Source organism: Alistipes sp. Marseille-P2263, from assembly GCF_018101075.1.
GTDB classification, from domain to species: Bacteria; Bacteroidota; Bacteroidia; order Bacteroidales; family Rikenellaceae; genus Alistipes; species Alistipes dispar.
The window spans coordinates 141,799-156,863 of sequence record NZ_JAGQEJ010000003.1; the positions used below are offsets into that span (position 1 = coordinate 141,799).

At 60.1% G+C, this 15,065-nt stretch carries 12 protein-coding genes and 1 other RNA gene; 2 read left to right on the top strand and 11 right to left on the bottom strand.

Translation table 11 applies throughout. The features are described from left to right. Positions 1 to 14: 14 nt before the first annotated feature. The 9 genes from KB554_RS05270 to mltG form a co-directional block, all read right to left on the bottom strand. Positions 15 to 2,855: a carboxypeptidase regulatory-like domain-containing protein gene (locus tag KB554_RS05270; protein WP_211035120.1), complete on the bottom strand. Its 2,841-nt coding sequence runs from the start codon at positions 2,853 to 2,855 to the stop codon at positions 15 to 17. A gap of 17 nt (positions 2,856 to 2,872) precedes the next feature. Then, a complete protein-coding gene (locus KB554_RS05275; RefSeq protein ID WP_141427508.1) occupies positions 2,873 to 3,904 on the bottom strand; it encodes an endonuclease/exonuclease/phosphatase family protein in 1,032 nt (343 codons plus the stop codon). Between the two features lie 39 nt (positions 3,905 to 3,943). Continuing rightward, positions 3,944 to 5,164, bottom strand: a complete 1,221-nt coding sequence (locus tag KB554_RS05280; RefSeq protein WP_242116299.1) for a DNA/RNA non-specific endonuclease — start codon at positions 5,162 to 5,164, stop codon at positions 3,944 to 3,946. Positions 5,165 to 5,289: 125 nt separating this feature from the next. Next, positions 5,290 to 7,809 (bottom strand): DUF5689 domain-containing protein, encoded by a 2,520-nt coding sequence (locus KB554_RS05285; RefSeq protein ID WP_211035122.1) that lies wholly within the window; start codon positions 7,807 to 7,809, stop codon positions 5,290 to 5,292. A 210-nt stretch (positions 7,810 to 8,019) separates the two neighbouring features. Then, positions 8,020 to 8,484, bottom strand: a complete 465-nt coding sequence (locus tag KB554_RS05290) for a DUF4293 domain-containing protein (RefSeq protein ID WP_141427514.1) — start codon at positions 8,482 to 8,484, stop codon at positions 8,020 to 8,022. Next, complete coding sequence (locus KB554_RS05295) at positions 8,485 to 9,444, bottom strand: glycosyltransferase family 2 protein (RefSeq protein WP_141427516.1); 960 nt, start codon at positions 9,442 to 9,444, stop codon at positions 8,485 to 8,487. Further along, entirely contained in the window at positions 9,437 to 9,991 is a 555-nt protein-coding gene (locus tag KB554_RS05300) for a DUF4199 domain-containing protein (RefSeq protein ID WP_141427518.1), read from the bottom strand. Before KB554_RS05300 ends, KB554_RS05295 begins: the two co-directional genes overlap by 8 nt. Before the next feature lie 25 nt (positions 9,992 to 10,016). Next, positions 10,017 to 10,616: an L-threonylcarbamoyladenylate synthase gene (locus KB554_RS05305; protein ID WP_141427520.1), complete on the bottom strand. Its 600-nt coding sequence runs from the start codon at positions 10,614 to 10,616 to the stop codon at positions 10,017 to 10,019. Between the two features lie 264 nt (positions 10,617 to 10,880). Then, positions 10,881 to 11,894: an endolytic transglycosylase MltG gene (mltG, locus tag KB554_RS05310; RefSeq protein ID WP_141427522.1), complete on the bottom strand. Its 1,014-nt coding sequence runs from the start codon at positions 11,892 to 11,894 to the stop codon at positions 10,881 to 10,883. Positions 11,895 to 11,943: 49 nt separating this feature from the next. Here mltG and ffs point away from each other — a divergent pair. Beyond that, positions 11,944 to 12,042: signal recognition particle sRNA small type (ffs, locus tag KB554_RS05315), an RNA gene on the top strand. 26 nt (positions 12,043 to 12,068) lie between these two features. Further along, a complete protein-coding gene (locus KB554_RS05320; RefSeq protein ID WP_141427524.1) occupies positions 12,069 to 12,344 on the top strand; it encodes a putative quinol monooxygenase in 276 nt (91 codons plus the stop codon). A gap of 101 nt (positions 12,345 to 12,445) precedes the next feature. Here the strand turns inward: KB554_RS05320 and KB554_RS05325 are convergent, their stop codons facing one another. Beyond that, positions 12,446 to 13,183 (bottom strand): Fe-Mn family superoxide dismutase, encoded by a 738-nt coding sequence (locus KB554_RS05325; protein WP_141427526.1) that lies wholly within the window; start codon positions 13,181 to 13,183, stop codon positions 12,446 to 12,448. Positions 13,184 to 13,309: 126 nt separating this feature from the next. After that, on the bottom strand, positions 13,310 to 15,064 hold the full coding sequence (locus KB554_RS05330; RefSeq protein WP_211035123.1) for a hypothetical protein: 1,755 nt from the start codon (positions 15,062 to 15,064) through the stop codon (positions 13,310 to 13,312). Position 15,065 lies beyond the last annotated feature (1 nt).

Below are 15,065 nucleotides of genomic sequence, written 5' to 3' on the forward strand. Positions count from 1 at the left end.
GTGATCTTTCTCGGTTAGAATCGGAAATAGACATTCAGATAGTAGTTCGTACCCAGCATGTAGAAATACTTCGAATCGAAACGGCTGTAACGCGTCTCGCCGTTGCTGGCGCGCACGCGGTTCATACGCATCTGCTCGTAACCGCCGGTATGGATATCCTGGTTGTTGAGAATGTTCTTCACCTCGAGGCTGAAGCCCAGCATGTAGTCGCGGCGGATATACCAGTTCTTGCCCACGCTGGCGCTCAGCGTATAAACACCGTCGAAACGCTCCTGCGCGCGGATCGTCTTGATCGACCGCAGGGCCGACACCTGCTGTTCGGTAGTGGAGGTCGAGCTGGAAAGGATGTTCGTGTAGTATTCGATGGCCTTGGCCGTGCGGTACATGGGGTTCATCGAGAGGTAAAGGTCATCGTAGTAGTTGAAGTTCACCGAGGCGAACCAGTTCTGCGGACCGCGGTAGTCCAGTCCGACGTTCAGCGCCAGTTGCGGGGTGCTCTCCACGTGGTAGCCGTCCCACGACACCTTGTCGCGCAGCACGATCTTGTCCACGTTGTCCACCGTCTGCACGAAGTCGGGATTCGACGTATAGGTGTAGTCGCCCCAGCTCATGGCGCCGACCACCGAAAGGCCGTTCCAGACGGGAACCGAGAGTCCCAGCTCGAGACCGTAGTGGCGCTTGTCGATGCCGCTCATGGCGAAGTTGGTGAACGAGCTGCGCGTGTCGTCGTAGAAGGAGATGACCTTGGACTGGTCCTCGAAGGTCGTATAGTATCCCGAAACGCGGGCCTTGACATACGGCAGATTGAGGTTGTAGGTCAGATCGACGCCGAAAATCTTTTCGGCCTTCAGGCCCGGCGTGGTGGTGTTGCGCGTACGGGGCGAAACGAACGCCGTGGCGAACTTGGGAGCCTGCTGCATGACGGCGACGTTGGCCTCGAGCGAGTGGGCGCGCGAGAACTTGTAGCCGAAGTTGCCCTTGGCCGTATAGGTCAGGTAGTCGAGCGTCTTCGAATCGCCCTTCGAGTTGTTCGGGAAGAGCCCCTTGCGCCAAAGACCCTCGCGGTACATCGAAGAGTAGCCCAGCTCGCCGGCCACGCTCATCGAGAAACCGCCGGTGCGCCACGAATAGAGCGCCCAGGCATTGCCCTCGAACAGGTGTGCACGGTAGTTGTAGCTGAACTTGTCGCCTTCGCGGGCGATGCGGGCGTGGCCCGTGGCCTCGTAGTAGTCCAGATCGTTCTGGGCCGCCAGGGTGCTCGACATGTCGCGCTCGGCGAATTTGTCGATGTCGTACCAATAGTCGCCGCCCATCAGGTCCTTGATCTCGTCGTAATACCACGTCCGGTTGGCGCGCAGGTTCACGCCGCCCAGAATCCGCATGTCGTTACGCATCTCGTGCTGCACGCTGGCGGCGAAATTGTAGTCGATCTGGTCGGTATGACGCTCCTCGAGGATGTAGTTCGAGCGGTACTGCTTGCCGGCCAGCTCCTCCAGCCCGGGGATGTTCTTCAGCTCGGTGTCGATGTACTTGTTCTTCGAATAGAAGTCGTCGAAGTCGAGCATACCCGTCCACGCCATCGCGCGCTCGAGCGCCTTCTGCGTATCGAAATAGATCGTCTGGTCCGACGTCTCGCCCGGAATGACCTGTCCGAAGGCGTACGACGGCAGGTAGCGGTAGTAGTCGCCGCGCGGGTCGGGTCCTCCGTTCCATGTCAGTGCCGAATAACCGTTCTTGCCGAAGCGGAGCGACGTGGCGGCGTTCAGCCGCGTGCGCTCGGACATGTCCCACGTATAGGTCAGCATCACGATCGGCTCGTGCATGTCGCGCACGCGCGAGTTGCGGAGCTTGCCCGCCTGATAACCCACGTTGGGATTGTAGTAGTTGTTGCCGAACAGGGCGTAAGCCTCGTCGGTCGAGGCCTGCTGCGCACCGCGCTCCGTGGGCGAAGCCATGATCGTAAGGCCCAGCCGGTGATTGTCGCCGAAGAGCTTCTCGGCCGACGCGAAATAGGAATAGGCGTTATAGTAGATTCCGTCCACATAGCCGTTGCCGCCCTGACGCGTTCCGAACGAGAAGGCGTACGACCAGCCGTTGTCGAGCTGTCCGGAAGCGTAGGAGACCATCGCCCGGAAGCGGTAGAGCTGGTTGGCGTTCGACACGCTCACGCGGAATCCCTTGCGCATCTGCGAAGCGCGGGCGTTGATGTTGGTCATGCCGCCGATGCCGCCGATGCCGTAATCCATCATCTCCAGCCCCGTGACATTCTCCTGGTTGCGCGTCGCGTCATTCAGGCCGCTCCACAACGACCAGGGGCCGTAGCCCGTCATGGCGTCGTTGAAACGGATGCCGTTGAGCATGATGTCCGAATACTGCGCATCGAGACCGCGGACGTTGAAACGCATCTCGCTGAAACGGTACGAGGCGATATTGCTGAACAGGTCCTTCGACGAGGAGAGCTTTCCGGGCAGCGCCTGCATGTCGGACACGGCGTCATCGTCCGACTCGGCGAAAACCGCTCCGTCCACGGTGGAGAACATGCCCGTCGGCACGATCACCACCGACTTGAGGTCGCGGACGAACTCGTCGCTCACGCGGACCATCACTTCGAGGTCCTCGAACTCGGGCGTCGAGAACTGCACCGTATAGTCGCCGGCAGGCAGGTTCTCGAAGAGAAATTCACCATCCCGGTTCGTCCGGGCGGTGAGGCCCAGCGATTCGATGGTCACCTCCACGTCGCTCAGCGCCGCGCGTCCGTTGCGCGAAACCACCTTGCCGCGGATGCCTCCCTCCTGCGCATAGGAGGAGGCGGTCACGGCCGCGAGCATCAGAAAAAGGAAAACTTTCAGTTTCATACACATATTTTAGGGTGTTATTTTGCAATGTAGATATAGGCCGGAAGGTGGTCGCTGAAACCGCCCTGGAAATTGTTGCCCACGAACGTCCGGAGCGGATAGCCCTTGTACTGCCCCTCCTTCTGGATCATGTAGGGACGGCGGAAGATGCCTCCGTAGAACTTCGTATCGCCGACGGGCCGGATCTTCAGCTCGCCGGTCGAACCCGTGGCCAGGTTGTCCGAAACGATGATGTTGTCGAACAGGTTCCAGTCGTCGCGGTAGGCCAGCGAACCGTATCCCGCCTTGAGCAGCGCAATGAAGGGGTTGAACATGTCGCCCGGACCGACCTCGCCGATCCGGCCCTTGGCACGGAGTCCCTCGACGATGCTCCGATCGGTGGCATCGTCGTTCAGGTCGCCCATCACGACCACCTTCGTGGCGGGATCGGCACGCTGCACCGAATCGACGATCGCGCGAACCTGCTCGGCGGCGGCCATGCGCTTGGATGCCGAAGCGGCCTGGCCGCCCAGACGCGAGGGCCAGTGGCTCACGAGGAAGAAGAACGGCTCATCCTCGATCGTGCCCCACATCGTCACGAAATCGCGCGTACGGAAATCGGGCATGTCGGGCATCCGGAACGGAATGGCTGCGCTGCCTTCGAGTTTGAAGACGTCGGGACGGTAGTAGAAACCCACGTCGATACCGCGGAGATCGGGCGAATCGTAGTGCACGATCCGGTAGTTGCCCTTCGAAAGCTTCGGGGTGGCGATCACGTCCTCCATCACCGAGCGGTTCTCGACCTCCGAAACGCCGATCACGATCGGGAAATCTCCGTCCGCGGAGGCGATGTCGAACAGCACGCGCTCCAGGTTGCCGATCTTCTTCGCGTACTTGTACGCGTTCCACTTCTTCGGCCCCTCGGGCGTGAACTCCGTGTCGTTCACACCCGGATCGTCGATCGTGTCGAACAGGTTCTCGAAGTTGTAGAAGACCACTTTGTAGGGCTTCTGCGCAAAGCCTGCCGCGATGAGCACGGCAAACAGACCTGTCAAAAGGATTTTCTTCATAAAGCTTGTCATTAAGATTTGTCGGAATTATAATCGGATCTAAAGGCCGGGCCAGTCGCCGGGATCGTAGCTGCCTTTCACCTCCCGGGCCACGTCGGGGTCGAGGTTGCGGAAGAACGTGAATCCCGTCAGCTTCTCGATCTCTTCGACCGTGCAGGCCGCTTCGCGGAGCGAGGTGGCGGCGCCGTCGCTGTCGTTCGTGAAGAGGAATCCGACGGCCTTCAGCTCGTCGGCCGAGAAGTCCGAAATCGGCCGGTTCTCGTTGCCACGCTGGCGCAGCATCACCTTCCAGCAATGCGACGGCACGGCGATCGGGCCGTTCCGGTTGTCGATCGTCTTGTCCGTGAGGAACTCCGTACCCGTCACCACGTAGAGCGTATCGTAATTGAGGTATTTACCGCCGGTCTTCTCCCGTTCCGGCCCCCAGTCGCGCTCCTTGCCTTCGAGCGTCGCCCAGATACCCTGGTTGAAACGGCTGCTCTGCGGCATCATATTGGTCGCGTAGAAGGTCATCGCATTGGTCGCCCGCGTATTGTAACGCGTCGCCGAGGCCAGCATGTGCCCCCGGTCGTACCCGTAGGAACCGTAGCCCTTGAGAATATACTGCTGATCCTCACGGGGAATCTCGGGCAACTGGTCGTTGGGGTCGAAAGCCCAGTCGTTCGTCCGTTCGAAGAAGGGCGTCGTGTAACAGTAATGCACCGGATAGGCGACCCAGCGCGACACGTGTTTCGCACGGTCGTAGCAGATCGAATAGTTGCGTCTGTACCCGCCCGTGGCGTATTCGGTCGTGGCAAGCGTCGTGTAATAGGTTTTGTAGATGAAATCGGCATCCTCCCGGAGAACGGGCTGTTCGGCCCAGGAGCGCTCGTAGTCGTAAACGATCGTCGAACCGGCCGACCGCTGGGTCATTTCGAGCCGGACGGCGTATCCGTCGGAGAAGGTCATGTCGATCCGGGCCGTACGGTCCTCGTCCGTCCCGTTTTTCTGCAAGTAGATGAAGACGGGAGATCCCGCCTCGCCGCCCGTTTCCGTCAGCGGCTCGGTCAAAGCGAACGAACACCAGGCGGCATCCTCCTCCGCGGAAATCACGGCACGGAAAGTCACCCCGCGGGCGCCTTCGGTCGTAATGCTGTTCGTCGTAGTCGAATAGTTCACGGTCTCTGCCACGAGCATCGCACGGGACTCCCTGTCGGTCCCTTCGTCCTTGCCGTCGCATCCCGCGAACAGGATAAGCATACAGGCGGCAAACAGCCACATGCCTATCATTTTACTATTCAATGTCATCCGGAAAATTTCGCTATTTCAGCCTTCGCATCCAAAGAAACCAAACTCTTGGCGGGACCCTGCCCGCCAAGAGTGGTTTTCTACAAAAAATCAATCAATTAATAGATTTGCAACCCAATAATAGCCGCACGACTCTTATTCGCCGAATCCGATTCACCCTTAAAATTTTCCGAAGTCGAAATGGTAATCGTTGATTCCGCAGTTAATCCAGTCAATTCCAGCGTATGATAATCATCATCGGTCAAAGTCATCGTAAACGAATTGCCTCTACCAGAATAACCATCATTACTGATTGCCGTAACAGGAGAACCGGAGACGCTCCCCCCCCCGTTTACACGGATATATACCGTAGCATCTGCACCTTTCCAACCAACAGCATAGAATGACAATTTCTTGTCTCCCGTAACACCAAGAGCAGGAGTCGTGTATGCCCCGGCATATTTACTCTTACCTAAACGCAACATGGGAACTGCTTCCGAGCCATTAGCGGCAACTTTCGAACTGGAATAGTAATAGTTCTCTTTCGAATCGTCCTTAGTAGGAAGCAAACCGTTCATCCAAGTATATACTTTCTCCTCGCCCGAAGAAACGCTTGATTGCTTTAACTCGACAGATGCCAGCGTTTTGCCCGCAACTTTCGCTTCCAAAGTAGCCGTGTAGGCGGCATCTGTTTCGTTATTTCCGGCTGCATTTACGACAACATCCTTATCGGTATGGCTTACGACCGTAAACTTGTCGGCATTCGTGCCCACAATCTCAAAGGTAACCTCCGAAGCTGCAACATTAGCCACAACATAGGGAAGCGTCTGCTGCTGCGGATCCGTTGCGGCAAAAGGTTCCGGCTCCTTCGTGAACGTCACGGCCGGAGTCGTCGTATTCGCATCAATCTCACGAAGCAGGATGTTCAGTTTGGAGCTCGAAGTATCGTAACCGAGAGCAAAACCGGTGGCATCCACCACATCCCCGCTCTCGAGTCCCTCGAAATAGGAATCCAGACCGTAAGCGAACGCCACGGTCTTCACCGTCGTCAGCCCCGGAATTTCCAGCGTATAGGTATTGTAAGAAGCACCCTTCTCGATACCGAGGATACCCGAAACCTTCACGTACTTGTAAGCGGCCTTCGATTCGTCGGCCTTGATCTCCGAAGCGTATTTCTCGATGGCCTCGGCATCGAACGTCTCGGGCTCGGGCAGAGCGAGCGAAGAATCGCCGCCCGTCGTCACCTCGAAATTCGAGAACTGGTAGAGACCGTAGCGCAGGGCGCTCTCACCCTTCACGGTAGCGGTCTTACCGACAGCGCCGATATAGGGATTGGCGGTCTGATCCTGCCAGTTGTTTTCGAAAGCGAGCACATAATTGACCGTCCCGGAGTTCTCCTGCGCGAACATGACGGCCTTCTGGTGAACACCGACGATGGTCGCATCTTCGATCTCGTAGTTGCCCTCTCCGAGCTGGTCGATCGTCGTCTTGGTATATTCCGTGGAGACGGTGAACAAGTCCTCGGTCATACCCTCCAAATCCGAAGCATTGCGGGGCGAAATATTGCCTGCCCCCTGATTGATCGACACACAGCCCTTGATGTAACCGGCCTTCGCGGGAATCTCGATGGAATTGGCCCACGATGAGGAATAACTGTTGAACGACAACTGGAAAGTCGAACCGTTCTTAGTTTCAAAAACCCGGTTCACATATCCAGAAGAAGCGACTTGAGGATCGTAATATTTTTCGCCGCGGATCGACTCGATCGGCTGCGAATAGACCTTCACATACTGCGACTGGTAGTCGATCAGTTTCGCAGGATCGGAAACCTCGATCGCCTCGGGCGTATTGTCGGAAGCGTCGAGAATCTCGATATCAGGATCGGCTTCGAACTGCACCTGATAGGTGTCATAATATGACTTCGAGAAACCGCCCTTCAGATCGAACGAAACGATCGAACCGCGGGTCAGGTGATAGTCCGTATCCTTATCGCCCACATACCCCTTGAAACGAATCATCAGACCGGCCCCCGGCTCGGCGGTGTCGTCCGTCAGCATGATCTGGTGATTGTTGATATTGTTGCCCACATAATCGGATACGACAATACCGGTAATCACCATCGACTCGGTGATCTCCTTTGCATTGGCCGTTCCACTCGCGTTGTCCACCGGGAAATCCAGTCGATCGCGGATCTCCTTGACGTTGGTTTCAACCGTCGTCGTACCGCCCTCGTTCTGCTTGACGGTGATCGAAGCCTTCTTCGTTACGGGAATGCCCTCGACATAACCCGTGGCGGTCAGCGTGATCGAAGCCTGGCGCTCGGTCTCGGCCGCGGCGAGCGTGAACGAAAGCTGCGTCGTGCCCGTCTTGCCCGACAAGGCGCTCGGCGTGCACCATGTCTGGTCGTCCGCCTTGTCGAAGGACAGGGTCCAGTCACCCTTCGAAACGACCTCGACGGACTGCTCGATCTTACCTCCGGCGAGCGACCCTGCAATAGTGGCCGCCCCCCCCCCATCGACGGTGATCTCGGGAATACCCTCGTAACCGCCGTCATTCGTGTCGTCGTCCGAGCATGCGGAGAAGGCGGCAACCGCCATCGCCGAGCAGAACAACGTTTTCCAGAAACTCATCTTTCTCATAGGGCTTAAAATTAAGTTAAAAAAGCATGTCGTATTACGCATATAGCTATCAAATCGTTACATAACAGCGATATTCAGTCGTAAAGTTAAAGTTAATTTCCGAATCCGCAATATCCGTAACACAAAATTCACACCGAACCGGCAAAATAACGGAGACAAAAGCCCGGAGCACGCCCCAAAGGCATGATCCGGGCTCGGAAACGGTGCGGGTCAGCGAATCCGGTCGGCGGAACGCACGAGCAGTTCGTCGTGGAAAATCGCACGTGCGGCCAGAAAGGCGAAGAGCAGCGCCACCAGCGGCAGGGCGATCGCGGGCTTGAAGCCCTGCGTGTGGAACGCCATGCCGGCGAAAAGACGGCCGCTCAGAAAATAATAGACGCCCTCCATCACGACCGCCCCCGCGAGCAGCACCATCTCCGCCACGCAGAGGCGGATTTGCAGCAGGCGGCGGCGGTAGAGAAAGATCGTCACGAGCGGCAGCGCGGCGGCGAGCGCCAGCAGGATGCCCAGATAGAGGGTCGGCTGCGCGAGCGTACCGTCGGCGCTCCGCAACGAAAAGGCGTACAGCCCGTATTCGCCGGCCTGGCCGGCGAACCACGCCAGCGGCGCGAAAAGCATGACGGCGACCAGGGCCGTCACGATCAGCAGATAGAGTGTTTGAATGCGTTGTATCATTTAATCCAGCGTTTTGTCGATCAGGTATTTGTTGCGGTCCGAAGAACCGCGGTTGATCAGCTCCCCGAGGAATCCGGCCAGGAAAAGCTGCACGCCGAGAATCACGGCGAGGATGGCCAGATAGAAGAGCGGCTGCTCGGTCACGGGGCGCAGCGGCAGCGCGTGGGCCTGCTTCCAGAGCTTCCCGACGATGATCCACACCGTCGTTCCCCCGCCCAGCAGGAACATCAGCGTCCCCAGCCCGCCGAAGAAATACATGGGCGAGCGGCCGAAATGGGACATGAAAAGAACCGTGATCAAGTCGAGGTAGCCCTTCACCATGCGCTCCATGCCGAATTTCGAACGGCCGTACTTGCGCGCATGGTGATCGACGACCTTCTCGCCGATATGCCGGAACCCCGCCTGCCGGGCGAGCACCGGAATGAAGCGGTGCATCTCGCCGTAAACCTCGATCGACTTGACGACCTTCGACCGGTAGGCCTTCAGGCCGCAGTTGAAGTCGTGGAGGCGGATACCCGTGGCGGCGCGGGCCGTCCAGTTGAAGAACTTGCTGGGCCATCGCTTGCCCACGGGGTCGTGGCGTTTCCTTTTCCAGCCCGACACCAGGTCGTAACCCTCCTCGAGGATCATGCGGCGCAGTTCGGGAATCTCGTCGGGCGAATCCTGGAGGTCGGCGTCCATCGTCACGACCACCTCCCCCGCCGCCGCCGCGAATCCGCAGTAGAGCGCCGCGGACTTGCCGTAGTTGCGGGCGAAGCGAATGCCCCGAAGCGCCGGATAGCGCGTCTTGAGCCGCTCGACCTCCTCCCACGAAGCGTCCGACGAACCGTCGTCCACGAGAATCGCCTCGTAGGACAGTCCGTGCCCTTCCGCCACGCGGTCGATCCACGCGACCAGTTCGGGCAGCGACTCCGCCTCGTTGTAAAGCGGCACGACGACCGATATGTCGGGCCTACTCATCCGACGAATCCTTACGTTCCGCGGAATCCTCCGCATGCTTCACCCAGACGACGTCCCGCTTGGTGAAGGCCGAGACGAACAGTCCGAAGAAGCAGCCCTGCACGACGGCGCCCAGCACCGAGAGCACGACCACCCAGATCGGCGAGAAGAACATCGTCCGTGCCATCGAGACGGCCATTTCGAGCTGCGCCTCGCTGTAAAGCGACGCCATCGCCTTCAGGCTCTCGCCGAGCAGCGTCTCATAGCGCGATGCGAAAAGAACGTTGCGCGCGACGATCTCCCACGCGCCGATCAGCACGCCCGAGAAGCACATCATCCAGAAGATGTATTTCATACACTGTCCGTACCCGTAACCGTTCTCCCCGCGGCCGTAGAGCAGCACGCGGCGTTTGGTGAAGAAAAAGAGCAGCACGACGAACACCGCCACCGACACGAGCGACAGCAGCGACGAACGCCAGAAAAGCCCCGCCGTCGTGAAGACGATCTGTACCAGCGCCATGACCGCGCCCCACTTGGCGGCATCGTTCCAGAAATTTGTCTTTTCCATGTTATACCGTTTGATTTCGATTGTCCTACCGTAATTCGCCCCGCCCCTCGCGCAGCACCTCGGGTTCCCCGCCCGTGAGGTCCACCACCGTCGTAGGCACGCAGTCGCCCGTCCCGCCGTCGATCACCAGCGACACCTCGCGGCCGTAACGCTCGTGGATGAGTTCGGGATCGGTCGTGTACTCCGCCTCGCCGTCCTCGCGGACCGAGGCGGTGACGAGCGGACAACCCAGCGCCGAGACGACCGCCCGCGCCACGGCATTGGCCGGAATGCGGACGCCGATGGTCTGCCGCCGCTCGAGGGCCTTGTCCGGCACGCGCGACGAAGCCGCAAGAACGAAGGTGAAAGGGCCCGGCAGGTTGCGTTTGAGCGTCCGGAAGGCGGCGTTGTCCACGCGGCAGTACTCCGCGATCTGCGCGATGCTCCCGAAGACCACGGCCAGCTCGCCGCTGCTCTTTCCGCGGATGCGGCGCAGACGGTCGATGGCCCGGGGCGAACGGAGCGAACAGCCGAAGGCATAGACGCTGTCGGTGGGATAGATGACGATTCCGTCTCGCTCGAGCACGTCCACGACCCGCTGCAACTCCTTCTCCGAAGGGTTCCGTTCGTATATCTTCGTAAGCATAGGGGAACAAAGATAGGCAAAATATCGGAAATACGCACGATTCGGCGGCGTTTTCTCTCCGCAGCGCCGGCCCGGATGCGGGATTCAGGCCCGCTCCGGATGCGGAGGCCGGGAAACGGGAGGAACGGGCCGGGCCGCAGGACGGACGGAACAGAACGGCCCCCAACGATATGGGACGGCCCCCGGGAGAGACGGCGAATGCCGCCGCGGCCGGAGGGAGCGCCGGGAAAAATCCGGCAAAGGACCGGAGGGGTTTCCGCGGAGCTACCGGATCTTCCGGCGGTTCAGCTCGGCGCTGTAGGCCCGGGCGTTGGCATTGTGCTCGCGGAGCGTCCGGGCGAAGTTGTGGTAGCCGTCGAACGCGGGCCGTGCGCAGAAGAACAGGTAGTCGTGCTCCTCGAAATTCAGCACGGCGTCGATCGCGTTCTTGCCGGGCATGCAGATCGGGGAAGGCGGCAGCCCCTTATTGACATACGTATTGTAGGGCGACGGATACTTCAGATGGCGGTAGAGAATCCGGCGCAGGCCGAAATCCCGCATGGCATACTTCACCGTCGGGTCGGCCTGCAAGGGAATGCCCCGGCGCAGGCGGTTGATATAGACCCCGGCGATGCGGGGCATCTCGTCCGTCTTGCGCGTCTCCTCATAGACGATCGAGGCGAGGGTCATCACCTCGAGCCGCGACAGGCCGCTGCGCGCCCGCAGGGCATCGCGCTCCGGAGTCCAGAAACGGTCGTACTCGCGTTTCATGCGGCGCACGAACTCCTCGGGCGAGACGGTCCACCAGACCTCGTACGTGTCGGGAATGAACATGGAAAAGAGCGTCAGGGTGTCGAAGCCGACCTCGGCGGCCAGCTCCTTCGACGCGAGCGCCCGCATGATCGCCGCGGAATCGGCGTCGATCTGCCGCGCGAGTTTCCGGGCCAACTGTTCCGGAGTGCGCACGTTATTGACCGCGATGCGCACGGGCGTCTGCAACCCCAATTTGAGCATCCGCGCCACCTCGACGACACTCATGCCGGGACGCAGCACATAGTGCCCGGGACGGAAGGCATTCTCGAGATCGAGCCGCCGGGCGTAACGGCGGAAGGCCGCCCGGTGTCTGAGACGGGGCATCAGCGAATCGGTCAGCTCCCCGTACGTGGCACACGACCCGACGAAGAGTTCGCACTCCTCCGTCACGGCATTGCCCCGGAACTGCGACCATCCCACGCCGAAGGCCGCCGCTCCCAGAACGAACAGCGCCGCAGCGAGCCAAAACAAAGTTTTTTTGCGCATCTCGGAAAAAATTTTTGCAAAGATACAAAAAATTCCTACTTTTGCAGCCGGGTGAGTCTTATACGACCAGCTCCTACAGAATCCCCCAGGCGAGGAATCGAGCAAGGGTATGTGGTCGTAGCGGTGCGATATAAGGAGCTCACCCTTTTTGTTTTACCAATAAATCGAAAAGCCATGATAAGACTGAACGTATTTATCCGCACGACGGACAGCAACCGCGAAGAGCTGATCTCGACGGTCAAGGAGCTCGCAGCCGCTTCGCTCAAGGACGAGGGCTGCGTGGCCTACGACCTGTTCGAAAGCGCGACGCGCCGCGACGTGCTGATGATCTGCGAGACGTGGAGCGACGCCAAGGCGCTCGCCGCCCACGAGCAGGCTTCGCACTTCACGACCCTCGTGCCGCGCATCCACCAGCTCGGCGAAATGAAGGCCGAGAAGTTCGTCTTCTGACGACGCCGGACGACGAACACGAACAGAAAATCCCCGATGCGCATTGCACCGGGGATTTTTCGTATCCGGAGTCCCGCCCAACCCGGCGTCCGGCGTCGGGATCACTCTTCGATCGCGCGGAAGGCATCCTTGTAGAGGCCGCACAGCGGGCAGGTCCAGTCGGCGGGAATCTCCTCGAAGGGCGTGCCCGGTGCGATGCCCGTTTCGGGATCACCCTTTTCGGGATCATAGACATAGTCGCACGCCGTGCACTTGTAACGCTTCGGGATGCAGCGGTCGGCCACCTTGCGCCAGTCGATCAGCTCCCAGAAGGCCGCCACGAAGTCGGCGCGGCGGTTGCGGTAGTCGATATAGTAGGCATGTTCCCAGACGTCGATCGTCATGACGGGCCGCAGACCGTCCGTCAGCGGATTGCCCGCATTGGACTTGGGCACGATCGAGAGTTTGCCCGACTTGTCGGCCGCGAGCCATACCCATCCCGAACCGAAAAGTCCCACGGCGGCCTGGGTGAACTGTTTCTTGAACTCCTCGACCGATCCGAAATCCCGCGCGAGGCGCTCGGCGAGCTTCCCGGGCACGGGATGCCGGTCGGGCGTCAGCATCCGGAAAAAGAAGGTGTGGTTCCACGTCTGCGCGGCGTTGTTGAAGATGCCGCCGTCCGCCTTGCGGATGATCTCCTCGAGGGACATCTCCTCGTAGGGCGTGCCGGCGATCAGCCGGTTCAGGTTGTCCACGTATGTTTGCAGGTGTTTCCCGTAGTGGTATTCGAACGTCTCCGCGCTCATCTTCGGAGCAAGTGCTTCCAACGCATAGGGAAGCTCGGGCATTGCATGTTTCATAATATCTGTGTGTATAATGGTTTTCCGCAAGACAAGATAGTAAAAAATCCGGCTCGTTGTACCGACGAGCCGGAAATACCGATCTTTCGGACGTATCGGGCCATGCCGCGCGACGAAGCGGCGGCATCAGAAATTGGCCTTCACGCCCACCGTGAAACGGGCCCCCGACTCAGGGAACCACGGATATTCGTAAAGTTCGCGGTCGAGCAGGTTCCGGCCCTCGGCGAAAATCGCCACGCGGCCCGACACCTTCCAGTCGAAATCCACGCGCAGATCGACCCCGAACGGCGCCTCGAACGAAGAGACGGAGACCGGACCCGCATCCGTTCCGGAGGCCGGACCCGAGGTCAGAAGCATCCATCTGCGTTCGCTCTGCATCCGGGCCTCGACGCCGAAGCCCACCTTGCGGCCCTCGTACCGCACGCCGACGTTCCCCGCGAAGGAGGGCGCGCCGTTATTCCAGTCCTCCTCGTCGTTGTAAAGATAGCCGTGCACGCCCAGATCGAACGTCAGCACGCTCAGCGGGCGGTATTCCACCTCGCCGTTAAACGAAGTGACGGTCTGACGGCCCGTGAGCGGCAAGAACACCGCCGGAAACGCCTCCCCCGTGCTGCCGCCCGCGCCGTCGTCCGACAGTTCGCGGTATGCCGCCCAGTAGAGACGGTTGTCGTGGATCGTGACTCCGGCATAGAGCCGATACCCGAAGCGGTTGCGCCACAGGCTGCCCCCGAGGCCGAACCGGCCGCAATAATCCACCGAACTCTTGTCGAGCCACTGCGGAGCGGCATACGGATTCTTCCGCATGAGCGACCGGAGGCTGTTGTCCGAAACCCCGCCGTCCACCTCGAGAAAGGGTTTCAGCCCCGGCGTACCGAGATTGAAATCGAAGTGCGCGAAGGGAATGAGGTAATTCCCCGTCGTGACGACCGGCTCGGGATCGGCCGCCGCCTCCACCCTGTCGCGGTAGAAGTCCGCCCCGACCTCCAGCCGCACGACGCCGCCCGCGAAACCGTAGCGCAGCGCGACATGCAGCAATCCCTGGTCGTAACCGGAGGCGGAGCGCTGTCCCCGGAGGTATTCGTAGCCGAGAGTCGCCGAGAGGCTGCTCCGCCCGAATGCACGGGCGATGCGGCCGTGTCCCTCCAGCGTCAACTGCCGGGCATTCTCCCCGTACGCCTCGGGCCATTCGGAATGGTCGAAGAACATACCTCCGCGGAAGGCCACCTCGAAATTCGTGCGGCTCAGATCCTGAAAGTCGTCGCCGATGCGCAGGTCGATGTTCGCGTCGCCGAAATCGACCGCCGCGCCGGGCACGAAGAGCGATTCGGCATCCGGCGAGACGAACGCCCCGTAGCGGTGGTACATGCGGTTGTCGTAGGAAAGCTCCCCTTCGAGAACATGCCTGCCGAGGTATTTGCCCGCGGCGACACCGGCGCGGTTCGTCATGCGCACGGAGTTGTTTTCGACACCGAACACGTTGCGGATGTCGGCATAGCGCCCCTCGTGATTGACATACCCCATAAGATAGCCCGTCGAAGGGTTCTGCGTCGTGGCGTAGAAGTCCAGCACCGAGTTGAGCGGATAGCCCGCGCCGGCTTTCAGGTAGAACGGCAGCGGACGGTTGAACTCCCAGTAGGTCACCGTGGCGGGCCGGATCGGCCGCGTGGTGAGCGACGTGCGCAGCGACAGCGGGGTGATCGAGTAGTCGATCTCGGGACGCAGACGCGTCGTATCGGTCATGTCGGGTTCGACGGGCAGCTTCGACGCGCCCTCGACGCGCGGCACGTAGGCCTTGGTCACTTCGACCTGTTTCTCCACCTGAGCCGCGGCCAGACGCGGCAGCGCCGCCAGCACGAAGGCGGCAAATATCACTCTTTTCATC